The following is a 21,716-nucleotide window of genomic DNA, read 5'->3' as shown; positions in this document are numbered from 1 at the left end:
GCATTTTGGTCCATGGGGGCAGACTAGCGCGGGCAGCCACGCACGGTTGACTGGGTGACGACGGCGGTGCCTTCGTTCGCGGGGAAGGCACCGCCGTCGTCGCCGTAGTTCCTCCGCACCTTCCGTTCATCCGCCTGAAACAGCACCGAAACTCCGACTGACTAACTTGTTGCCACGAGCTACAGGAGGACACGATGAACGCAATGATGTTGGGGCGCGAGGCCGCCGAGGTGCTGACCAAGGGACTGGGCCGCAGGAAATTCCTCTCTGCCGCGGCGGGTCTCGGTGCTCTGGCTGTCGCCACAGGGTGCAGTGCCAACGCGGCCCAGACACCCTCTCCCGCAGGTTCGTCCGGCACGGCGACGGCGGGCGCAGGTACCGCAGGGACCGGCACTTCAGGACCGTCGCCGGCCCAGCAGGGGAAGATCCTGCAGCCGCACGCCGGTGACATTCCCGGCGACCACTACCTCGCCTCCACGCCCGACGACGTGCTGTGGGGCTACGTGCCCACCGTGCATGCCACGCCCGTCGCGCGGATCAAGTCCGGGCAAACCATCACCATCGACGCCCTCTCGCATGAAGGAATCCTGGAAGACCAGGGACGGGATCCGCTCTCCTTCTTCGGCAGCCACGGCGTGGCCGAGGACGGCGTGCTGCAGGACGCCGTCGACATCGCGGCCGGCTACAACCGCACGCCGCGGAACTTTGATACCGACGGACCGCATGTGGTGACCGGCCCCGTCGCGGTGGAAGGCGCGGAACCCGGCGACGTGCTGAAAATCGAAACGATCGACGCCGTGCCCCGGGTTCCGTACGGCGTCGTGTCCAGCCGGCACGGCAAGGGGTCGCTGGCGCTGCAGAACGGCGCGGCCGCACCGGAGGGCATCACGCTGGAGGAAGTCATGCCGCCGGCCGCCTCGGACAACCGCGCCTCCGGTATACCGGCGGATTATCACAACGTTTCCGTCTTCACCGCGATCGAGGACGGCAAGGGCGTGATGACCAGCGGCGACATGAAGGTGCGCTTCCCGCTGCGCCCGTTCATGGGCATGATGGGCGTGGCCTTCGCCGAAAGCAGCGGACTCACGGATGCGGAGGCCAATTCGGTGCCGCCCACCCTCGGCGGCGGCAACATCGACATCCGCCATCTGGGTCCCGGGTCGACGTTTTACCTGCCGGTGAAGGCCGACGGCGCACTCTTCTATGTGGGCGATCCGCACATGGGCATGGGCGACGGCGAGGTGGCCCTGACCGCAATGGAAGGGTCCCTGCGCGGCACCTTCCGGCTGACCGTCTGCAAGCCCGGTGCCGGCGACGCCCCGAAACTGGCGCACCTCTATCCCTTCGGGGAGACGCCGGAGGCCTGGATTCCCATTGGCCTGTCCGACCCGGACGGTCTGGGCGGCGGCGGGGTGAGCAGCGACCTGAACGTGGCGATGCGCAGGGCGGTGGTCAATGCCCTGGACTTCCTGGAGCAGGAAAAGGGCATGGACCGGGCCGTGGCCTACGCCTACCTTTCGGCGGCCGCTGATTTCGCCGTCTCCCAGGTGGTCGACCGGACCGTGGGCGTCCACGGGCTGATCCGCAAGGCGGACTTCGGCTGAGGGCTCCGATTGCTCTGCCGACCGGCGCTACGCTGGCGTCACGGATGCAAAGAACCACCCGACGGTCGTCGCGGAACCGGCTGGCTCCTACAACGCCGAAGGGCCCCGCTGATCGGCGAGGCCCTTCGAGATTGTGCTGCTGCGAGTTGGCAACTACACGTCCTTGCGGGTCCTGTTCACAATCTTGGACCGCACGGTGACCGCCAGCACGATGAAGAGCAACGCGTAGAGCACCAGCGGGATCGGCCCGTCCACGAACACGGAGTAGTCACCGTTGGAGGACAGCAGCGCATCGCGCATGCTGGTTTCCGCCAGCGGACCCAGCACCACACCAATCATGAGCGGAGCCAGGGGCATTCCGTGGCGGCGCATGAGGAAGCCGACCATACCGAGCCCGAGCAGCATCAGCAGGTCGAACACCGCCCCGGAGGTGGCGTAGACGCCGAGGCCGCAGAAGACGGTAATTCCGGCGTACAGGTACGGGGCCGGGATCAGGAGCAGCTTGGACCAAAGCCCTGCGAAGGGCAGGTTGATGATGAGCAGCACGATCATCGCGATGAAGAAGCTAGCCAGCAGTGCCCAGACCAGGTCGGGGGAACGGTCAAACAGCAGGGGGCCCGGCTGCAGTCCGTACTGCTGGAATGCGGCGAGCATGATCGCTGCCGTGGCCGAGACCGGCAGGCCCAGGGCGAGCAAAGCTCCCATGGCGGTGCCGGTGGTGGCGTTGCCGGCGGCCTCGGGAGCGGCCAGGCCGCGGATGGCGCCTTTGCCGAACTTCGGGTTCTTGCGGCGGCGGTCAATGCGCCGTTCCACGTCGTAGGAGATGAACGTCGGAATCTCGGACCCGCCGGCCGGGATGACGCCGAAAGGCAAGCCGATAGCGGTGCCTCGGGCCCATGCCGGGGCTGCCTCTTTGAGCTCGGCGCGGGAGAGGAAGGGACGGCCTGCGGAGCTGACCTGCTGGTCGGCCGGATCCCGGCGTATCCGGGAGGCGATATGGAATACCTCGCCCAGGGCCAAGATGGCTACGGTCACGGTAATCAGGGAGATGCCGTCGAACATCTCGGGCGCACCGAAGCTGAAACGTTCGGCGCCTGAGAACGGGTCGATGCCCACGGTGGCGATACCCAGGCCGATCACGAGGGCCGCGAGGCCCTTCACCGCTGAGTCGGAGACCACGGAGGACGTGGCGACAAAAGCGAACAAGGCCAACGCGAAGAATTCAGCCGGACCGAAGTTCGCCGAGAAATCGGCCAGGGCCGGGGCGAGGAAGACGACGAGAACGGAGGCCACCATGCCGCCGATAAACGCGCCGATGGCTGCGGTGGCCAGGGCCTGCGGGGCCCTGCCGTCCTTGGCCATTTTGTGCCCCTCGAACGTGGACGCGATGGCCGAAGCCTGCCCCGGGGTGTTCATGAGGATGGCCATGGTGGAGTCGCCGAACATGCCGCCGAAGTACACACCGGCGAACATAATGAACGCGGCAGTCGGGTCGAGGGCAAAGGTGATGGGCAGCAGCAAAGCCACCGCCATCGAGGAACCCAGTCCCGGCAGGACACCGACGGCGGTGCCCAGCAGGCAGCCGACGAGTACCCACAGCAGGTTCATCGGCGTCAGGGCTGAGGAGAAGCCCTCCATCAAGAGATTGAGTGAATCCATGTTAGAAACCTCCTCCAAGGATGCCGGAGGGGAGGTTGAGCCCCAGGCCGACCGAGAATGCCAGGTAAACCGCACTGCTGAAGAGCAGGGCGAATGAAATGTCGAAGACCGGCCGGCGGCTGCCGAACCCCTTGGCGACCGACCAGAACAACAGGGCGGCGGCGATGATCCAGCCCAGTGTTTCCAGGGTCAGGGCGAAAAGCAGGAAACCTCCTGCCGCCCACAGGACTGCTGACCAGTCCGTGAAGGTGCGGTAACGCTGGGTGGAAGTCTCCTTGGGATGTTCCGGAGAACGCACGTAGTGCAGCGCCAGCAGCACAGCCAGGACGTACCCGGCAACCATCAGAATGCCGGGGAAGAACCTCGGACCGGGGAAGTCCGTGCCCTCCCCCACGTCCATCGTGAGGATTCCGAACAGTAGATAAGTGCTAAACGCCACCATAAGGAGCGACAAGAGCAGCCCGCTGCGACCGTCCCGCCACGAGGTGCGGACGGGGGTCCGTCCGTCCGTAGTCTCAGTACTTTCGCTCGGGTGCTGCTCCGCCGTACCTGCGGATGAGGGCCCTGGAGTGCTCATCAGCCGATCTCCTTCACTAGTTCACCGATGCGCTGCTGCTCCGAAATCATGAACTCATCGAACTCGTCACCGGTGAGGTACACATCGGCCCATTTGTTGCGCTCCACGGCGTCCTTCCACTCGGGGGTCGCGATGGTTTCCTCGATCAGGGTCCTCAGCTCCGCGAATTCCTCATCTGTAATTCCCGGAGGTGCCACGATGGCCCGCCAATTGGCCAGATCCACGTCGTAGCCCTGCTCGGCCAGCGTGGGGATGTCGACGCCGTCGAGCCGCTGCGGGGCAGCCAAACCGAGAGCGCGCAGGCGCCCCGAATCAACCTGATCTGCAACATCCTTGTACCCGGATGTGGCTGCTTTGGCGGTATCCGTGATGAGCGCCTGAGCCGCCTCTCCTCCGCCGGATTTCGGGATGTACGTTGTGACGGAGGGATCCACACCGGCAGCGAGAGCAAGCTCGGTCATGACCAATTGGTCAAAGGTGCCGCCGCCGGTCCAGGCAATCGCCGCCGGGTCAGCCTTCCAGGCCTGCACCAGGTCGTCGAGAGTCTTGTACGGGGAACTGGCCGGAACCACAACGACGTCGTACTCCTCCACCACACGGGCGATGGGCCGCACGTCGTCGTGCGTAACGGCGGAGTCCAGCTGCGCCACACCGGCGACCAGCCCGGCGCCCGTGACCATCAGGTTGTTTGCCTGCCCGGACATGGTGGAGAGCTGGCCGAGGCCAATGGTGCCGGCAGCCCCGGGGATGTTGACCACCTGCGTGTTATTCACCAAACCGTTGGCACGCATGGCCTGTTGCTGCTCGCGCATGAACGTATCCCAGCCCCCGCCAGCGCCTGCCGGAGCAATCAGGGTGAGGTTTGCGCGAATATCGGAGCCGCCGGAAGCGGACTGGATGGAAAAGAAGCTGGCCAAGCCGATCGTGGCGACAGCCACGATGCCGTAGGCGGCCAAAAAGATCGGATGCTTGCGGCGTGTGCCGGACCCGGCTCGATCTGGTGAAGAGCTCACGAAATCAACTGTCCTTAGTGGGGGGAGAAGGGACATGAACGCTGGTCAGTACTCAACGTCGTAGTAACCACCCAAAGATCCTAAGTGATCCCTGTCATATTGGCGGGGTCGGCCTGGCTGCCGCTCTTAACAAACTCCACCTGTTTTGCTTTTTCTGCTCAGTGCGGAGAACCTGAAGAACAAAATTCGCCCGCAAGATGAATTTTTTCATCGTCCTTCTTCACCCCCACCCACGTCGGAGACTTCATGACCGTCATCGTTGCCCGCACCAGCACTCCCGAGGGCGAGGCCGCGCTCAGCGCCTCCATCGAAGAAGCCCGGCGCCGCCAGGAAGACCTGGTGGTTTTCAATTTGGAAGGCACCCAGCTCGACCCCGAAGGCACCGAGCTCGACGGCGTGCCGGTCACCTACCGCATGCCGGATCCCCGCAACCACGACGCCGTGGGCGATCTCCTTGACGCTGCTGAAGCGATCGACGCCTCCGCTGTGGTCATCGGCGTCAAGCACCGCAGCCCGGTTGGCAAGTTCCTGCTCGGCAGCGCGGCGCAGCAGATCCTGCTCGAGGCCAACGCCCCGGTGATCTCGGTTAAGGCCCGGCGCCTCTAGGTGTACTCAGACAGCACGTTAGTTACACCGGGTGATCGGTGCTTTGCCTCCGAGGCTGCCGTGCGGGCGTTGGTGGTTGTAGAAGTCTAACCACGGCTGGAGGGCATCGGTACGGGCCTGGTTCGAGGTAAAGACGTGCCGGTAGGCCCAGCCTTCCTGCAGGGTCCGGTTAAAGCGTTCAGCTTTGCCGTTCTGCCACGGATGCCTTGGCTTGATCAGGATGTGCTTGGCCTCCAGGCCGGCCAGCACGGACTGGAAGTCTTTGGAGAGCCGGTAAGCGAACGCGTTATCCGTCATTACCCGTTTCACCGGTGCCCCGTTCGCGGCCATGAACGCTGCGGCCCGAGTAAGGAACCCGGCGCAGGTGGCACCTTTCTCATCCGGGTGAACCTCGACGAACGCGAGCCGGGAGTGATCATCGACAGCCACGTGAACGTAGTCGAAACCAACCGGGTATGCCCTTTGGTGTGGTTACGGACGGACTGGTTCGGGTCCGCCCGCCAGCCGCCTCCGTCGGGGATCCGGCCGAGTTTCTTCACATCGATGTGGATCATGTCCCCGGGTGCGTCGCGTTCGTAGCGGCGTTCCGTGGCACGTGAGGCACGGATCCGGATCCCGGTCAGCGGGTCCAGGTCCCAGAGCTTGGGAACGTGCGCGCGGGCCAGGATCCGGGAGACCGTGCGGGCACCGACACCGGTCCGGGCGGCCAGGTCCGAGGGCCCGGAGCGGTGCTCGGTGCGAGCAGCCAGGACCTCGGCCGTTTTTTCTGCGCTGGTGGCGTGCGGGCAGGACTTCGGTCGGGAGGATCGGTCTTCCAGGCCAGGTAGTCCTTGATCCCGGTAGCGGGTCACCCAGCGGTAGGCGGTGGGCCTGGATATGCCCATTTCCTTCGCTACGTGCGCGACGGGCCGGCCCTCGGTGACGCGCTGGATCAGGATCATTCTTCCGGCAGGAGCCAGACGGGCGTTACGGTGGGACATGAAGACCTCTTGGGTTCGGACCGGTGTGGTAACCACCAACCTAAGAGGTCTTCACCTATATCGCCGTGTAATTAACGTGGTGTCTCAGTACATCTAGGGCGATACAGAGGTCGACGCTAAGGGCGACCCGTTTGGCCCGTATCTAGTGCCCTATCTTCCGTCCTTTGTGGTGAGATCGCGGCGCATGGAATAGACGGAGGGGCCACCCGGAATATGCGTCGTCGCAGTGATGGTGAATCCGTGGCGTTCATATAGTTGTACGTTTCGCTCGTCGGAGGTCTCCAACCCCACCGGACCAATACCGTCGATCTGTCGAAGCCCTTCAGAGATGATCGCGGATCCAAGGCCTTTTCCTGCACTGCCAGGATGCACGCCGAGAGTTGCCAGGTTCCAGGCGTCAGAGGGGAGACTCGGAAGCTGCAGTCCCATGAGGATCTCTAGTCGGTTGCCCAGCAGTTCCGCAATGCGTGCTTGTGTATCGCCTCCGGGCTCAGGAGTATCAGGCGGAAGGAAAGCCCCCACCCCTCGCACCTCCTCGTCGATTAAGACGAGTCCGTGGCATAGGGCGTGCTTCAAATAGAGGGTCTGGAGTTCCTCAAGACGCGCCTCGTAACGATCCGCCGGAATGGACCACCGGGTCCAGGGGTAGCGATCGAAGGCGAGAGCAAGTGTCCGGGCCGCTTGGGGAAGATCGGCTGCGGTCGCAGAACGAAGGATGTGGTTCACACCTCCGACCCTATCCCCGGCAAGTTATCGGGGCGAAAATCAGCCCGTTCGGCGGGCCGGACCGCCGGGGACGGGCGCCTGGTTAATCCTGCTATGCGCGTGATCCGACCCTTTCCGGGACAGGCACAAGAAGTGACAGGGACGTTCGACGTGGTGATCCGTGAGATTGTAGGCCGCTAGGCTGGCTTGTACACCGACAGACACCGGCCTCGCGGCAGGTCCTGTCCGGTTGCCGCTACTGTTCCGGTCGCAGGTCTTCCTGGTTCGGAACAGAGGATGGTGGTCAAAGAAAGAGAGTACGTACGTGAGTACAGCACATTGGGCGAGCAGTCGCTTGTTGAGTACGGCCGCACGTCTGAACGACCACTACCAGAGCCAGCGTTTGACGGGCCTGGACGTCGCCCATGCCGGCGCAACCACGCTGGAGGCACTTGCCCACAGCGGCCCGATCAGCCAGACGCGCCTTGCCGATCTGGTGCATATCCAGGCTCAGACCATGGGAAGAGTCCTCGAAAAGCTTGAGGTTAAGGGGCTGGTCTCCAGGGTTCGCGACACGCTGGACACGCGATCAATACGCACCCGCATCACCGTTCGAGGCCAAGCGGTAGTCGAGAGTATCAATCTACTGCGTGGGTCGCCGGTGGAATCAGCCGGATTGTCGGACCAGCTTCTCCGCGGCCAGCTGATCGCCCTCATCAATCGGCTCGAGCCCACGCCGGCCTGACGCACCGTGAGCGGGGCAGAGCCTACACGGGCGACGGCCGCCGGCCCTGAAGGAACTGCTCGGCTGCGGAACCGTGCGGCGGGCGGTCGCTAAAGACGGACCGATCCCTCGATGCAGCTCGTGACGTGGCCGCCAACCCAGATCTTTCCGTCGCGGAGACTGACGTGCACCCGGCCCTGCCGGCCGAGTACTGTTCCCTGCGACGCAGTGTAGGGCGCCGTCGCCAACTCTGTGTCGATCAGCCACCGTGCCAGGCCCGCGTTCAGGCTGCCGGTCACGGCATCTTCCCAGACGGGGTCTCCTCCGACGAAGGCACGCACCTCGAACTGGGTTTCGGCTGTGGTGTCGTGCGGGCCCACCACGCCGATTTCCAGGTCGCCGGCCTTTGCCGGATCAGGTTCCAGGCTCAGGACTTGCTGCGCCGAGGAAAGCCGGACACCAATCCACTGCGGGCCGTTGACCAGCCACGATGCAGCGAGGACGGCCTCTCTCGGAACCCCCAGGACCGCCGCGATCCTGCGGGTGAGCGGTTCCTCCACGGACTCGTATCGTGTTAGTGGCGGCGCCTCGAAGGCCAGCAATTCCTCCTCGACCCGGACCGGGATGAGCCCGGCCGCGCATTCCTGGAGGAGGGTCCCACCGGATTTGGGGGATCCGCCGGCGTCGAGCCACGCTTTGGCCGACCCCAGCGTGGGATGGCCGGCGAAGGGCAGTTCCTCCTTGGCGGAGAAGATCCTTACCCGGTAGTCGGCCTCCGGACTGCTGGGGGCCAGGAGGAACGTTGTCTCCGAGAGGTTGGTCCAGGTCGCGAACCGCTGCATTTCCTCCGCAGTCAATCCGTCGGCGTCGTGCACCACCGCCAGTGGATTGCCTCGATACGGGTCGGCGGAGAAAACATCAACTGCACTGTAGGGACGCGCTTTCATATCGCCACTTTAGTGTTTTACAGCAGCAGGTGGAGTCCGCTGTGTGCGATGGCGGATGCATCGGTCCGGCGCTCAGCATGCTGTTTGAGGAGCACGGCTTCGGGGCCCTCCTGATCTGCGAGCCGAGAACCGGCTGTGATGAAAGCCGTGCCCAGACGGATCAGGGCGCGGGAGGTGAAACCTGCGTGGGCGCTGCTGGGGGCGGGCTGGTAATACCCGAGGACGGCAGAACTCATGTCGGCTCCTGTGTATCGATGAGTGGAAATGCGTTGAAATGCAGCTGAACGGGGCGGGCCCCGGGTGTCTTTGGATCGCTGCGATAGGTCTCGAGCTTCTCGCGCAGCACCGTTTCCATGTCCCGGGTGAACGCCTCCAGCTGATCTGCGGTGAAGTGGGCGTTGAAGGTGCTGATCACCGGGGCCTCGGCCCACTCCGGCGGCATTGCGGAAAGGTCGCTTGCCATGAACGCGGCCAGCAGTTCTGCGCGTCCGCGCTCAAAGGTCCGGCTGACCTGCCGGACCGCTTCCCGGACGGCGGGGTCCTGTTGCGTGGGTGCGTTGATGGTCAGCGCGCCGCGCGTGCGTTCCCACCACCTCTCACGCCCCGAACCTCGGTCCGTGATTTCACGGACCAGGCCGTGGCGGGCCAGTTGCCGGAGATGGTAGCTCGTAGCACCGCTCGACTCCCCTACCCGCTTGCCGATACTGCTGGCTGTTTGTGGCCCGTACTGGGAGAGGACCTGGAGCAGCTGCACACGGAGGGGATGGGCGAGGGCCTTGAGGACGGGGCCTTCGAGAATGCGGTCGCCGTCCTGGGCTGGAGTCGGCTCGGGGAATGATGCTGCGGTCATGGACCCAGCATGCCATCGCAAAGGTTTATTTGCAAACGTTTCTTTGCACTTGAGGTTCGGACTTCTCCATAGCGTTCTGGCACGAGGTATCCGCGAACGAGACGGGGTGGCCCCCAGAAGTGTGGCCGGCCTTCGAACCGGGACATTACGCCCTGTCTAGGAAGCGGACAACTCCTTGGCGTCGAGTTCAATGGTCAATTCCAGGCACCGCAGGCGGGCCGGGGAATAGTCGTAGGGCGTCATTCCAATGGCCTCGCTGAGGGTCACGCGATTGTCCCCTCCACCGGTGACCTGACAGGCTTCGCCCTCAGTTCCGGCGACAGCGGGGTGCAGAGCATCCCAGGAGTCGAAAAGTGCATCGTCACTCTGCGTCTGGCCGGAATCCTCGATGGCGGCGCCCAGCCTCCGTTCGAAGGCGTGCCGTTCGGCAGCCGCCTGTGCCACGCGGGGGTCGTCGACAGGCACCGTGTCATCGAGCGCTTCCTCGGCGGCATCAACACGGTCGGATTCCTCCCGCAAACCCGGGTGAGCGGCCAGCGCAAGGTAACGGCCCGCGCCTATGGCCGCACCGAGCGAGCCGAAGATCCGCTCCATGACCAGCAGGGCATCCAGGTCCGTCTGGCGCAGGAAACCCTCGGGCAGACCCTCGAGCCGGCCGGTGACGAAGTCGGAGAGCAGACCCATCCTGCCCCCCACGGTGCGCAGGCGCTGCACGACGGCGGCATCGCGGCCGCTGTCCACACCAGCAGGAGCCGGGTCGGCAAAAACGTCGCACATGTCGTCCAAAGCAATCCCGCCGTCGACCATCTTTTGGACCCACAGCAGCCGGATCATGGATTCGTAGCCGTACCGGCCCTGGCCGTCGCTGCCCCGTTCAGGCTCGAGGAGCAGGCCAATATCGTGGTACCTGCGGATCGTCTCCGGGGTGGTGCCGACGAACGACGCCGCATCACCGATCACGACGTGACGCGGCGGAACAAGGGACAAATGCATGAGCGGAGCCTTCCTTAAGCCCGGGACAAAAGTCCATCGACCCGTACAGCGCTTCGGACCGTACGACTTCGCACAGCCTACCCTGGCCTCGATGACGACCATCCGGCAGTGGCCAATCCCGATCCGGTGCTGCTCGACGCGGTCCGCGCGGCGCTCTCGGGAGTATCAGGACCGCTGCTACAGGGCGCCGTCGCCCGGTACGGTTCCGAGGCAGAGGCGGCTCGCTGGGTGGCGCCGCGGAAACATTGACGCATGTGAATGGGGAGGCAGTCGACGTCGCACCCGGACCCGACGTGGGATCCGCGGATGGACCCAGCCTGACGTCGCCCTCCCCACTCTTGACACTCCCACCGGCACAGGCTGGACTGCAGGGCAACCCTCCCCTGAGAAATGGACATCATGGACAGCGATTACGAAGTTTATGACTTGGGCAGCATTTCCCTGCAGTCGGGAATGACGCTGCGGAATGCACGCCTCGCCTATAAAACTTATGGAACGTTGAATGCTGACCGCAGCAACGCGATCCTCTACCCAACTTGGTATTCGGGACGCCATTGGGACAACGAGTGGCTGATCGGTGAGGGAATGGGACTGGACCCGTCGAAGTACTTCATCATCGTCCCGAACATGTTCGGCAACGGTCTGTCCTCCTCGCCCAGCAACTCCCCCGAACCCTTTGATGGTCCGCGCTTTCCGAACATCACCGTGTTTGACAATGTCGCTGCGCAGCACCGGCTCGTCACTGAACACCTGGGCATTGAGCACCTGCGCCTTGTCCTGGGCTGGTCCATGGGCGCAGGCCAGACCTACCAGTGGGGCGTCAGCTATCCGCAGATGATGGACGTGCTGCTTCCCTTCTGCGGTTCTCCCCGCACGGCGCCGCACAATGTCGTTTTCCTCGAATCCGTCCGTGCCGCCATTACCGCCGACTCCGCGTGGCGTCAGGGTTGGTACACGGATCAGCCGAAAACGGGACTGCGCGCGGCGGCAAGGGTCTACGCCGGATGGGGGTTTTCGCAGGCCTTCTACTGGCACGAGGAATGGCGGACGCTGGGCTTCACCTCACTCGAGGACTTCCTGGTCGGGTTCTGGGAAGGATTTTTCCTCGATAACCGGGATGCCAACAACCTGCTGACCATGCTCTGGACCTGGCAGCACGGGGACGTGGGCAGGACACCGGGTTTCGGCGGCGACACCACGGCGGCGTTGGCCTCCATCCAGGCGCGGACCATTCAGATGCCCGCCGAGAAGGACCTCTACTTCCCGCCGGAGGACGAGGTGTGGGCCTCCAAGCACCTTCCGAACAGCGAAGTGCGTGTCATTCCGGGCATCTGGGGGCACTTCGCCGGTGGCGGCGAGAATGCCGCTGACACCGCTTTCATCGATAAGGCCGTAACGGAACTGCTGGGTTGAGGACCTGCTCGGTCGCATCCGCGACTCTGCCCTCGTCCACAAGCCGATCGCGGGCAAGAAGCGCTATGGGACTTCCTCGACGCTTGTCTGGCGCATTGCGAGGCGGCCGCCTACATGGTCTGGGAAGTGCTGGGGCTGAAACATCGTGTCGCGCACCTGGTTGCGAGCGGCCCGCTGAGTGATGGCATGGTCCAGCTCAGGCGGGACAGCGACCCGGCGCACCGGGGTGGATCTATGTCGCGGACGAAGCGCCGGCGGGCTGGAACCAGGCTCTGGAGGGTGAGGATGAAAGCGGACAGGTTATGGCAGGAAGACGAATTATTTGCTCTGGCCAAGCTCGTCAACCCGTTGCCGTCCGGGTGCGCTGGGGCCAACCTGGGCATGATCCCCGCGATATCGAACTTGGGTAAAGTGGCGGCCATCTGCTGCGCCAGTTGGCTTCCAGCAACGCCGAGTCAGCAGCCATGTGCGCCTTGATGGAAAACTGAGCATGCCCGATCTGTTTTGCCACGACTCGCCAAAACTGTCTTGCAACCCGTGTTCATGTCACGAAGCCTGAAAGGAACTTGCAATACATAGTGGCAATACCACTGAGGGAGGGAACGTTGCGTCGCCTCACTTGTCTCGTGTGGGCGTCTCACATCCCATAGGATGCGAGACAACCTTCCTTCGGAACAACTTCGGCATCTGGCGTAGACGAAGCTACTAGCCTGCTCCACTTCCAGAGCTTCGCCGGAAAGCCTTGGGGACCTCAGATGCTGGAAGCACCGCACGGGGCCAACTTTCACCAGTTAACTGATCCAACTTTCGATCAAATTCCACGCAGATCCGCTTCCTGATGCGAGCTGGCGAGTATCAGGGTTCCTCCCCCGCCCCGCACCAATGCCGGCACGGATTTCCGTGTTTCCGTGCTGCTTGTTGTGTCCCACCGGTTGAACTCGTGTATGCCATGCGCGTGCCATTGGTGGCGACGTGTGGGGGCGCTTGCCGCCGAGCTGCCAGCGATCGAAGCGATGGGTAGAGACCGGCCGGGCCGCCGGCCGCGTCCTGAGCGGCCGCGTGGGACACGAAACGCGCCGCTCCCCTGTTATAGGTTCCCCCTACGAGGCTCTGCCAAGGCTCCTGCGCCGCCCCGCCTTTCCGTCTAGGCCAATCTCGTCCAGTAGCGCCACGGCAATGAGCACGGCGACAAGCAGTGCTCCGACCAGCAGGGCAGGGAGCGAGGCGCCGAACAGGCCGAGTGCCGCACACGTGAGGATCGCAGCCAGCCTGCTGTAACCCGCGCGGCGCGTCGCCCTCAGCTGCAGAGCGAGTTGGGCCAGAAGGAAAAGGGCCGGTCCTGCGACGACGACGGTCCGCTCCGGATCCCCTAATGGGTCGAATGGGTGGGCGATGACGAGTTCATCTCCCACCGCCGTCAAGATGATTCCGGCAACGATGAGAACATGCCCATACGTGTAGATGTCCCGCGCACGGCCGGTGCGGCTCGCTTCGCCGGCGAGGGAACGTTCGCCAAGTTCCCGGGTGGAGGTGAAGTACAGCCACCAGAGCGCCGCGGTTCCCGCAAAGGCACTGACGAACGCAACCACGGTGCCTGCGTCGAATTCCTGGTTGGCGGTGGTGGCCCCGGTCAGAATGATCGTCTCGCCCAGGGCAGCGATCACAAAGAGTCCGAACCGCTCAACGAAATGTCCGGTGGCGAGTCGCCAGGAGTTCGCCGCGAGCCGCGGGCGGCCGGGCAGGGGGAAGAGCAGGAGCGGCGCAACGTAGTCGATGGCCAGCGCAACCAGCCACAGCCACACTCTCGAATTGCCGTCGGCCAGACCTCCGGCAACCCAGAACATTCCGGCGATGAGGAACCAGGCCAGAATACGGCCTGCCTGCTCCCGCTCAACGGTGTGACGCTCGGTCGTGACGAGGGTGAGGAAGGCGTGGCGGCCCACCTGGATTGCAAGGTAGGCGGCCGCGAAGAGCAGGCCCCGGTCACCGAAGGCGTGCGGTATGGCGATCGCCATTAGCAGGCTTCCGAGCATCAGGGCGATCAGCAAAAGACGGACGGGATTCGTCTCCGGATTGAGCTCGTTTGTGGCCCAAGTCGTGTAGTTCCACGACCACCACACCGCGAGCAGGATCATCGCTGCCTGGCCGGCTTCCGCCCAGGTCAGGTGTTCCAGGAGCAGATGCGAGACCTGGGTGATCGAGAAAACAAATACCAGGTCATAGAACAGCTCCAGCGTCGCGGCGCGCTGGGTCTCGGCATCTCCTCGACGCCGGAGCCGTCCGGTCACCACGGCAGAACGCCGGCCCGGTCGGTCAAGGTTCCGGTAGGTGTCGCCGGGCCGAGCGTGGCCAGGCGCACCGCCCCCTCGGCCCCTTCTGCAACGCTCTGACCCACGTGTCCGGTGAACTCCGTCGCCGTCTGGCCGGGGTCGACGGCATTGAAGCGAATGTCCGGGATCGTCTTGGCGTACTGCGTCGTGAGCATCGTGACGGCGCTTTTGGATGAACCGTACGCGGCGAGTGTGTACTGCGACTCCACCCGCGCAGGGTCCTGGGTCATCGCGAAGGAGCCCATGCCACTGGTGATGTTGATGACCGAAGCGTCAGTGCCCTTCCGCAGCAGCGGCAGGAAGGCACGCGTGACCCGGACGAGTCCGAACACGTTGGTGTCATAGACGTGACGCAGCTGGTCGGCGGTCATGTCCTCCGGCGCGGCCACCTCGCCGAGAATACCGGCATTGTTGATAAGGACATCCAGGTGTCCGACCTGTTCTTCCAGGGTTGCGACGGCGGCCTTGACGGACGCATCGTCGGTCACGTCCAGCGGTACGAACCGGGCGCCGAGGCGGGCGGCGGCTTCCTGTCCGCCGGCCGTGTCGCGGGCGCCGATCCAGACGGCCTGGCCCGCACCGATGAGACGACGGGCGACCTCGTAGCCGAGTCCGCGGTTGCCTCCGGTGATGAGAGTTGTTGTCATTGTTCTTCCCTTCCGGGTTCTTGGGGGTTTTCATTCAGGCCGTCGGCCGGAAGGGACGCAGGAGGCTGATTCCGTCTTTGACAGAGCCCTCGATCAGTTCGAGTATCTCCAGCACAAGAGCCGCGTCCGCGGGGCGCGGAGGTGGGCGTCCAGGAAAGCACGGTTCTGCCAGCGTTGGTAGATCACGAACACGCCAACCTGGCCTTCCACCTCGTGGGCCTCATAGTCGATATTTCCGGGGTCGCTGCGCGATGGCGTGACGGCGGCAGGGAGGAACGCTTTGAGGTCGCCTTCCCGGCCGGGTTTGGCCTTCGCGTCCCAGAGGAGGGTCACGTAGCCATCGGTTGTAGCTGTCATGCGCGAATCCTTTTGTCGGAGGTGAGATGCAGCGGTCGAAAAGTGCCGGCCAAGAACCAATAACGTTCCCGCATTCTTTACAGACACTGTTGGTAACGAAACAAGCTGGAATGAAGAATAACCACACCTATGCGTTACAGTCAATACATGTAAAGAAACGGAAACGGGATTGTAAAAGGAGCGCAATGTCTGACGAAAGCACGCACACAGCGGCCCAGGCCGGTACTGGCGGCCGCCCACGTGATCCGGCCATCGAAGAGGCAATCATCGATGCAACGCGCCTGCTACTCGCCACCAAGGGCTACTCATCGATGACGATCGGGGACATCGTCACCACTGCCGGCGTAACCCGCCCAACCCTGTACCGGCGCTGGCCGAGTAAATATGAGCTGGTTGTCGAAGCCCTGCAGCAGGGGTTGCGCAGGCAGCGTGAGGCCTACCCGCCCTTGAATCTCGACGACCTCACCCCGCGGGAAGCAATGGTAGAGGCAGTACGGCGGTTGGATCCGCGGTACCACAACCGCCGGGCGATGACCCTCCACGGAAACTTCATGGCCGAAGCGGAGCGCGAGCCGACCCTGCACGAGCAGATGAGGGAGCAGGGGAACCGGCCGCGGTGCGAGGAGTTCGCCGCCGTGCTCACCGAGCTCCAACGCAGGGGCGCGGTCCGAGAAGATGTCGATCTCGACATGATCGTGAGCCTGGCCTTCGGCAGCTACTTCGCCGACTTCAACCGGTACGGGCATGAAGTCCCCGCCGGCTTCGCCGAGCGCGTGATTGCCACACTATGGCCCCTCGTAGCCGCATAAGGTCGGGGCAGCCCTCGCTTGAGACTGCCGGTTACAGGCCGCAGCGCAGCGCAGGGCCGCTTCTCTGATGCGAGCGAGTCAGTATCAGAGTGTCCTTCCCCCGGGCGCCGGAAAGACGGCGGTCCTTCCCCCCGGAAAAACGGTTTTCCGTGGCTCCGTGTTTCTGCGTTCCTGTGCTTCTGCGTTTCCGTTCCGTCCGGTTCCGGCCGCAGGGAAACACCAGGCGGGGTCGTTTAGAGATGTGGGGTGATCCCGGGCGGCCGGCTTAGCGGTCCATGACGTCGCGGATTGCTGTTAGCAGGTTGCCGGCTGCTTCCGAAGGGCAGCATCGATGAGAATCTCTGCGGCGGCGCGCGCCGTAGCAGCCGCAGCGGAATCCGGCGTAATCGCGGCAGTACTCTGCGCCCCTTCAGCCAGGATCGCCAGCTGGGCACCGAGCAGCTCCGTGGCCCCCAGCTCCCGTGCCAGGGTAAGCATCTGGGCCTGAAAAGACTGCTTATGTTCACGGACCGCCCGCGCCACTTCCGGATTCGTGCCGCCGAGCTCACCAAACGCGTTAATGAATGCGCACCCGCGGAAATCCTCCGTACTGAACCAATCCTGCAAAAAGTCATACACCGCCAGCAAACGCTGCCGCCGGTCACTGCCCGCAGCAGCCACCTGTCCCGCAACCCCCCTCTCCCACTCCGCGTGCTTGCGGGCCAGGACCGCCAAGATGATCCCGTCCTTGGAGGGAAACAGGGAATACAGGCGCCGCAGCGAGACCCCCGCGGCGGTCCGCAGCTCATCCATCCCCACGACCGCGAAGCCCTTGCGGTAATACAGATCCTCCGCCGCCGACAGGATCCGGTCCTGCACCTGTGCCGTTGCCATGTCACGTGAACTCATGTTCCCAGTGTACTTGACATGAGAACGATCGTTCTCTAGAGTTTTTCCAGAAGCGAGAACGACCGTTCTCACATTGAGGAAAAGGAATTGATGGCCATGAGTGGCAACCCGCACAACATCCCCCTGGAGCCGGCTGCACAGGCCTTCGTCGAAGCTACCTCACAGCCGCCGTTCTTGTATCAGCTGGCCCCGGCCGAGGGACGTGCCGCAGTGGACGGGGTGCAGGACGAACCGATTTTCAAGCCCGGAATCGACGAGGAATGGACTGAGATCGTCGGCGGCCCCACCGGAAACGTGAAGATCCGTATCGTGAAGCCCGCCGGCGCAACGGGGATTCTGCCGGTCATCCTCTACCTCCACGGTGCCGGATGGGTTTTCGGCAACGCACATACCCACGACCGTCTGATCCGCGACCTGGCCACGGGTACCGGCGCGGCAGTGGTCTTCCCCGAATACGACCGCTCTCCGGAGGTGCGCTACCCTCACGCCATTGAACAGGCCTACGCCGTGGCCCGGTGGGTGACCGCTGACGGCACCGCCAAGGGCCTGGATGGTACCCGGATCTCAGTGGCCGGAGACTCCGTGGGCGGAAACATGGCTGCCGCGCTGACCCTCATGGCCAAGGAGCGCGGCGACGTTTCCTTTCAATCCCAGGTCCTGTTCTACCCGGTAACCGACGCGTCCTTCGACACCAACAGCTACCACCAGTTCGCCGAAGGCTACTTCCTTGCCCGCGAAGGCATGAAATGGTTCTGGGATCAGTACACCACCGACGACGTCGACCGCGCCCGGATCACTGCCTCTCCCCTGCGTGCCACCACCGGACAGCTCCAGGGCCTGCCGCCGGCGCTGATCATCACCGCCGAAGCCGACGTCCTGCGTGATGAAGGCGAGGCTTATGCCGGGAAGCTGCGTGCCGCCGGCGTGGACGTCACCGCAACCCGCTATTTGGGCATCATCCATGACTTCGTCATGGTCAACAGCCTGCACGAGACCAACGCAGCCCGGGCCGCCATAGCCCAAGCCGTCACCGCCCTCAAAACGGCACTCGCCAGTTAGGAACTCCTCCGGTTCCGCCAGGCGCGTGGCATCCGGTCAATCCCCCGGTGTGTCACGTGCCTCGCCGTTCCTAGGCATCCTTTCGAAAAGCGATGCCTCTCCGGGGTTCCGCCCGTCGCGACCAAATGGGCACCCCTTCCTCTCGTGAAACCGGTCCGGACCTTCGTAGGTGTCACCAGATCCCATTTCGGTGCTGCTGAAAACTAAAGGTGCACCTGCGGCGCTAACCTATCGTCAGTGCAGCCACGAGGAGACAGCAGCCGCTGGCCGTAGACGATGTGCAGGGTGCCGTCCTCGGTGCGGTGGGCGACGACGGGCTGGATCACGCCGTGTTCTTTGATCGAGGCAAGGAAAGTCTTGTCGAGCTGAACGTCAGCGCGGACGTTGGTGTCGATGGTCAGCTGGGCCGGGTCGATCTGTTCCAGAACAGTCATGGTCTTTTGCTCCTGTGGTTGCGGGTGGTTCGGGGCCTGTGGTGGTCCAGCAGTTGGCCCCTCCCCCGTTGTTCTTTGCCTGCTGGCGAAGCTTGCGGAGCTGTGCCCGACGGAAGCCTGTCTACCCGCAGGGCAAGGGTCGGAAAATTTCCGGAGGATAGAAGCGACGCAGGAGCGCCGGAGGAAAATTTGCGGGCCGCAGGCCCCGACGAAGGAGGGGCTAGACGGGCTGGAGCGGGCACGTATGATCCGAAGGACAGCAGCAAAAAACGTCGTAGACACATCAGGTTCGGGGGGTCCGGAGCTCTGCGACGGTGCGGCCCGGGCCAAAGAGCCGGCCGCGGAGCGGACGCCCGTTTCCTGGTTGAAGCGCCAGCGGAAACCAGGACATCCGGCGTTGTGCCCACTGGCGGGCAGGTGGAGCCCTCCGCGCAGCTCAAAGCTGTCCCCATTGGGTGCAACACTGCAATAGAACTGACCGCGGCCTATATCCGAACGTATGTTCGAGTAGGGTGGGTTGGCAAACAGGTCAGTGATTTGAAGGGTGCACAGCTGATGGATGTGGTTACCGAGCCAATCGCAGTGAATGCCGAGGGGAGGTCAGATTTACCGCTGCGGGCATACCTTTGGCCGTGAGGTATGACGGCAGGGTTTGGTCGGTTGCGGCGGACCCATTCCATTGAACGTCGCCGGTGTCGAGATCCACGGCAGGGATATCACGGCAACCCCCGTTCCTTCTCTGGGTGCTTGGTGATCGGCAGTTGGTCGGGTGGCGTTGGTGCGACAAGGACGGCGCAGATGTTCGCGGCAACGATGAGAACGATCCCGGCCCAGGCGAGGGTGTTGAGGTTTTCGTTCAATGCCATAACACCGATGAGCGCAGCAAAGACGGGGTTCACGCTGACCAAAACACCGTAGAGGTGCGGGGGGACTTTCCGCAGGACCGCGAGATCTAGCACGTACGGGATGGTGGACGCCAGGACACCTGCTGCCAACGCATGTACTAAGGCGTAGCTGGTGGGGGGTGAGTTGGCCAGGATCACTAGTCCGATCGGCAGGGATATGATCGCGGCCAAACCGGTGGCTGTTGCTGTCCCCTGTGCCCCTGAAAGTTGGCGTCCGACAGTTCGGTTGAGCAGGATGTACGCTGCCCAGCATGCCGCGGCAACGAGTGCGAGTCCTACCCCGAGGAAGTCGGTGGTTGGTTGCGGTTGCGTGACCGCGAGAATACCTGCTCCTGCTGTAAGAGCTGTCAGGAAAGTGGACCAGGAGCGGGTCCCGGCCAGCGCCAGAATCAAGGGGCCAAGGAACTCCAAAGTAACCGCCAGTCCCAAACCGATCCGGTCAATGGCCAAGTACAGAGAGGAGTTGATCGTAACCAGAACCAGACTAAGAAGAAGTACCGGCCACCACTGGGCCCAGCTGAACGTCCTAATGCGGGGCCGGATGACAGGTAAGAGAATCGCTGCGGTCACGAACTGGCGAACGGCGACGACTCCCAAGGGGCCGATGACGGGAAAAGCCAGCGACCCGATGGCCGCTCCGGACTGATTCGACAAAGCACTGGTAAGCAAGCCGAGGATGCCCGCCCGGCGGGAAATTGAGGTATTCGCTGGTTCCATGGGTAGAGCTTGCGTGGCGTTGACGGTATTCCATAATGCATGGAGTGACAGCCATATACGCTAAACGCATGCACATCCAACTTCGCCATCTACGCTGTCTGGCGGCTGTCGCGGAGACCGGTACGTTCACTGATGCAGCGATCGAGCTCGGGCTCTCTCAGGCTTCTGTTTCGCGGGCCATTGCTGGGTTCGAAGAGAGTTTGGGACACCGCCTTATCGACCGGGTGAGCCGGCCACTGACACTGACACCAGCGGGTGTCCACGCGCTCGGCAGTGCATGGAAGGTGTTAGCCATACTGGAGGAGCTCAAGGAGTACGCCGCCACAGGATCTACCACAATCAGGGTCGGGTATGCATGGTCCGCTCTCGGACGCCATACGATCGAGTTTCAAAGGCGGTGGGCCGCCGAACATCCTGACACGACCCTCCAGCTGGTGCGCGTGAACGTCCCGCATGCGGGCCTTGACGAAGAAGTAGTTGACCTTGCCGTACTACGCCGGCTTCCCGATGCAGCCGCCTACAAATGGGCTCGGATCGGTTCCGAGAAACGCTACTGTGTGATGGCCAGCGACGATGCGTTAGCTGCTCGTCGCTCGGTCACGTTGTCCCAGATTTCCGATAAACCTGTGGTCACGAATCCGCGTACGGGAATTACTACCATGGAGTTATGGCCCGCAAGCAAGCGGCCTCCGGCTGCCATACCGACGGTTGATGTGGATGATTGGTTGACGATCGTAGGGGAGGGCCACGCGCGGGGCGTGACTTCGGAGGCCACATTCCACCAGTACAGACGAACCGGCCTCGTTTACCGGCTGATCCGGGACGCACCCCCCATCGAGATCCACGCCGCATGGCCGCTCAAAAACGCCCACACCCATCAGGGCGCAGCCGTAGCCTTATTGCGCGAGCTATATTCCGGATGAACGACTGGTTCTCATGTCCCACAGTAATGTCTGTTTGACCGATCATGGCCGGATGCTGATCGCTCACCGCAACACCCCTATCGGCAGCTCCCTCCCCTGCGAATCGCATCAATTACTGGTTTCACAGCGCTGCTGCTTCCACTAGTGAGCACGGGTGCCTAGTACGTATTGCCAAGATGAAGGCCGGCCTTTCACATGTCAGGAATAATGGATTCTCCGACCCGGGCTGAGATGGCTTCCGGCATTCGTCGGCATCCCGGCCAATATCGGCACTGGCCTCAGCGGGAAACAAGAAGTGGACGGCTGGGACGTTGCCGGGTGCTTGTGGGTCGTTGTTCCCAGCCAGGGGCTCCCCGTTACCTTTTTCGTAGCCCGTTCCTGATGCAGGATATGGGTGTGTTGGCCGGTCGGTTCCGGCATGGTTTTTGCCCCCAGTCGCCCATGATCCGGGGGGGTGTTGCCACCGGAACCGACTTGGCGGCCGGGGAATCGCTAATAGAGGCACGACCAACGAAGCCATTCGTAACGTGGATGCGACTCCTGCCGCCCTGACCAGCCAACGCGTCAGTCTCAGCA

22 protein-coding genes and 1 pseudogene are annotated in these 21,716 nt (G+C 63.5%); 8 read left to right on the top strand and 15 right to left on the bottom strand.

Annotated elements, in window-relative coordinates; genetic code table 11:
* Window positions 1–194 precede the first annotated feature (194 nt).
* Window positions 195–1,604 carry an acetamidase/formamidase family protein gene (locus WKB88_RS14910; RefSeq protein ID WP_341395340.1) on the top strand — a complete coding sequence of 470 codons (1,410 nt, stop codon included), beginning with the start codon at window positions 195–197 and terminating at the stop codon, window positions 1,602–1,604.
* Window positions 1,605–1,757: 153 nt separating this feature from the next.
* Here the strand turns inward: WKB88_RS14910 and WKB88_RS14905 are convergent, their stop codons facing one another.
* From WKB88_RS14905 to WKB88_RS14895, 3 genes are read right to left on the bottom strand one after another with little or no spacing between them, the layout of a single operon-like run.
* Window positions 1,758–3,263 (bottom strand): tripartite tricarboxylate transporter permease, encoded by a 1,506-nt coding sequence (locus WKB88_RS14905; RefSeq protein WP_341395339.1) that lies wholly within the window; start codon window positions 3,261–3,263, stop codon window positions 1,758–1,760.
* Between the two features lies 1 nt (window position 3,264).
* Complete coding sequence (locus tag WKB88_RS14900) at window positions 3,265–3,840, bottom strand: tripartite tricarboxylate transporter TctB family protein (RefSeq protein WP_341395338.1); 576 nt, start codon at window positions 3,838–3,840, stop codon at window positions 3,265–3,267.
* On the bottom strand, window positions 3,840–4,796 hold the full coding sequence (locus WKB88_RS14895; protein WP_341395465.1) for a tripartite tricarboxylate transporter substrate binding protein: 957 nt from the start codon (window positions 4,794–4,796) through the stop codon (window positions 3,840–3,842). The genes WKB88_RS14900 and WKB88_RS14895 overlap by 1 nt, the downstream gene beginning before the upstream one ends.
* 303 nt (window positions 4,797–5,099) lie before the next feature.
* Between WKB88_RS14895 and WKB88_RS14890 the strand changes: the two genes are divergently transcribed.
* Entirely contained in the window at window positions 5,100–5,459 is a 360-nt protein-coding gene (locus WKB88_RS14890; RefSeq protein ID WP_341395337.1) for a universal stress protein, read from the top strand.
* Window positions 5,460–5,477: 18 nt separating this feature from the next.
* On the opposite strand, the pseudogene WKB88_RS14885 reads toward WKB88_RS14890, so the two are convergent.
* Window positions 5,478–6,439 (bottom strand): annotated as a pseudogene (locus tag WKB88_RS14885) (IS481 family transposase).
* 150 nt (window positions 6,440–6,589) lie between these two features.
* The gene (locus WKB88_RS14880; protein WP_341395336.1) at window positions 6,590–7,165 is read right to left on the bottom strand and encodes a GNAT family N-acetyltransferase; all 576 of its coding nucleotides are present in this window, start codon (window positions 7,163–7,165) and stop codon (window positions 6,590–6,592) included.
* Window positions 7,166–7,469: 304 nt separating this feature from the next.
* On the opposite strand from WKB88_RS14880, the gene WKB88_RS14875 reads away from it, so the two are divergent.
* On the top strand, window positions 7,470–7,889 hold the full coding sequence (locus tag WKB88_RS14875) for a MarR family winged helix-turn-helix transcriptional regulator (protein ID WP_341395335.1): 420 nt from the start codon (window positions 7,470–7,472) through the stop codon (window positions 7,887–7,889).
* 89 nt (window positions 7,890–7,978) lie between these two features.
* Here WKB88_RS14875 and WKB88_RS14870 read toward each other — a convergent pair whose 3' ends face one another.
* From WKB88_RS14870 to WKB88_RS14855, 4 genes are all read right to left on the bottom strand, one after another.
* Window positions 7,979–8,815, bottom strand: coding sequence for a PhzF family phenazine biosynthesis protein (locus WKB88_RS14870; protein WP_341395334.1), 837 nt, complete (start codon window positions 8,813–8,815; stop codon window positions 7,979–7,981).
* A gap of 17 nt (window positions 8,816–8,832) precedes the next feature.
* The gene (locus WKB88_RS14865) at window positions 8,833–9,051 is read right to left on the bottom strand and encodes a hypothetical protein (protein WP_341395333.1); all 219 of its coding nucleotides are present in this window, start codon (window positions 9,049–9,051) and stop codon (window positions 8,833–8,835) included.
* The gene (locus WKB88_RS14860) at window positions 9,048–9,665 is read right to left on the bottom strand and encodes an ArsR/SmtB family transcription factor (protein ID WP_341395332.1); all 618 of its coding nucleotides are present in this window, start codon (window positions 9,663–9,665) and stop codon (window positions 9,048–9,050) included. The genes WKB88_RS14865 and WKB88_RS14860 overlap by 4 nt, the downstream gene beginning before the upstream one ends.
* 156 nt (window positions 9,666–9,821) lie before the next feature.
* Window positions 9,822–10,658, bottom strand: coding sequence for a MerR family transcriptional regulator (locus WKB88_RS14855; protein ID WP_341395331.1), 837 nt, complete (start codon window positions 10,656–10,658; stop codon window positions 9,822–9,824).
* Window positions 10,659–10,766: 108 nt separating this feature from the next.
* On the opposite strand from WKB88_RS14855, the gene WKB88_RS14850 reads away from it, so the two are divergent.
* Both WKB88_RS14850 and WKB88_RS14845 read left to right on the top strand, forming a co-directional pair.
* Window positions 10,767–10,907, top strand: coding sequence for a hypothetical protein (locus WKB88_RS14850; RefSeq protein ID WP_341395330.1), 141 nt, complete (start codon window positions 10,767–10,769; stop codon window positions 10,905–10,907).
* A gap of 150 nt (window positions 10,908–11,057) precedes the next feature.
* On the top strand, window positions 11,058–12,071 hold the full coding sequence (locus WKB88_RS14845; RefSeq protein ID WP_341395329.1) for an alpha/beta fold hydrolase: 1,014 nt from the start codon (window positions 11,058–11,060) through the stop codon (window positions 12,069–12,071).
* 1,100 nt (window positions 12,072–13,171) lie between these two features.
* Here WKB88_RS14845 and WKB88_RS14840 read toward each other — a convergent pair.
* From WKB88_RS14840 to WKB88_RS14830, 3 genes are all read right to left on the bottom strand, one after another.
* Window positions 13,172–14,359 carry a low temperature requirement protein A gene (locus tag WKB88_RS14840; protein ID WP_341395328.1) on the bottom strand — a complete coding sequence of 396 codons (1,188 nt, stop codon included), beginning with the start codon at window positions 14,357–14,359 and terminating at the stop codon, window positions 13,172–13,174.
* Window positions 14,356–15,048 carry an SDR family NAD(P)-dependent oxidoreductase gene (locus WKB88_RS14835; RefSeq protein WP_341395327.1) on the bottom strand — a complete coding sequence of 231 codons (693 nt, stop codon included), beginning with the start codon at window positions 15,046–15,048 and terminating at the stop codon, window positions 14,356–14,358. Before WKB88_RS14835 ends, WKB88_RS14840 begins: the two co-directional genes overlap by 4 nt.
* Before the next feature lie 93 nt (window positions 15,049–15,141).
* Window positions 15,142–15,405 (bottom strand): putative quinol monooxygenase, encoded by a 264-nt coding sequence (locus WKB88_RS14830; protein WP_341395326.1) that lies wholly within the window; start codon window positions 15,403–15,405, stop codon window positions 15,142–15,144.
* A 185-nt stretch (window positions 15,406–15,590) separates the two neighbouring features.
* On the opposite strand from WKB88_RS14830, the gene WKB88_RS14825 reads away from it, so the two are divergent.
* The gene (locus tag WKB88_RS14825) at window positions 15,591–16,214 is read left to right on the top strand and encodes a TetR/AcrR family transcriptional regulator (protein WP_341395325.1); all 624 of its coding nucleotides are present in this window, start codon (window positions 15,591–15,593) and stop codon (window positions 16,212–16,214) included.
* Window positions 16,215–16,508: 294 nt separating this feature from the next.
* Here the strand turns inward: WKB88_RS14825 and WKB88_RS14820 are convergent, their stop codons facing one another.
* Window positions 16,509–17,102 (bottom strand): TetR/AcrR family transcriptional regulator, encoded by a 594-nt coding sequence (locus WKB88_RS14820; protein WP_341395324.1) that lies wholly within the window; start codon window positions 17,100–17,102, stop codon window positions 16,509–16,511.
* Window positions 17,103–17,198: 96 nt separating this feature from the next.
* Here WKB88_RS14820 and WKB88_RS14815 point away from each other — a divergent pair, with 96 nt between their 5' ends.
* Complete coding sequence (locus tag WKB88_RS14815) at window positions 17,199–18,161, top strand: alpha/beta hydrolase (RefSeq protein ID WP_341395323.1); 963 nt, start codon at window positions 17,199–17,201, stop codon at window positions 18,159–18,161.
* 203 nt (window positions 18,162–18,364) lie between these two features.
* On the opposite strand, the gene WKB88_RS14810 is transcribed toward WKB88_RS14815, so the two are convergent.
* Both WKB88_RS14810 and WKB88_RS14805 read right to left on the bottom strand, forming a co-directional pair.
* Window positions 18,365–18,595, bottom strand: coding sequence for a ParB/Srx family N-terminal domain-containing protein (locus WKB88_RS14810; protein ID WP_341395322.1), 231 nt, complete (start codon window positions 18,593–18,595; stop codon window positions 18,365–18,367).
* A 716-nt stretch (window positions 18,596–19,311) separates the two neighbouring features.
* Window positions 19,312–20,217 carry an EamA family transporter gene (locus WKB88_RS14805; RefSeq protein ID WP_341395321.1) on the bottom strand — a complete coding sequence of 302 codons (906 nt, stop codon included), beginning with the start codon at window positions 20,215–20,217 and terminating at the stop codon, window positions 19,312–19,314.
* A 68-nt stretch (window positions 20,218–20,285) separates the two neighbouring features.
* On the opposite strand from WKB88_RS14805, the gene WKB88_RS14800 reads away from it, so the two are divergent.
* Entirely contained in the window at window positions 20,286–21,140 is an 855-nt protein-coding gene (locus WKB88_RS14800; RefSeq protein WP_341395320.1) for a LysR family transcriptional regulator, read from the top strand.
* Window positions 21,141–21,716: the final 576 nt, after the last annotated feature.

It is taken from the genome of Arthrobacter sp. G119Y2 (genome assembly GCF_038069765.1).
Lineage (GTDB): Bacteria > Actinomycetota > Actinomycetes > Actinomycetales > Micrococcaceae > Arthrobacter_B.
This window is presented reverse-complemented; position numbering and strand designations above follow the sequence as displayed.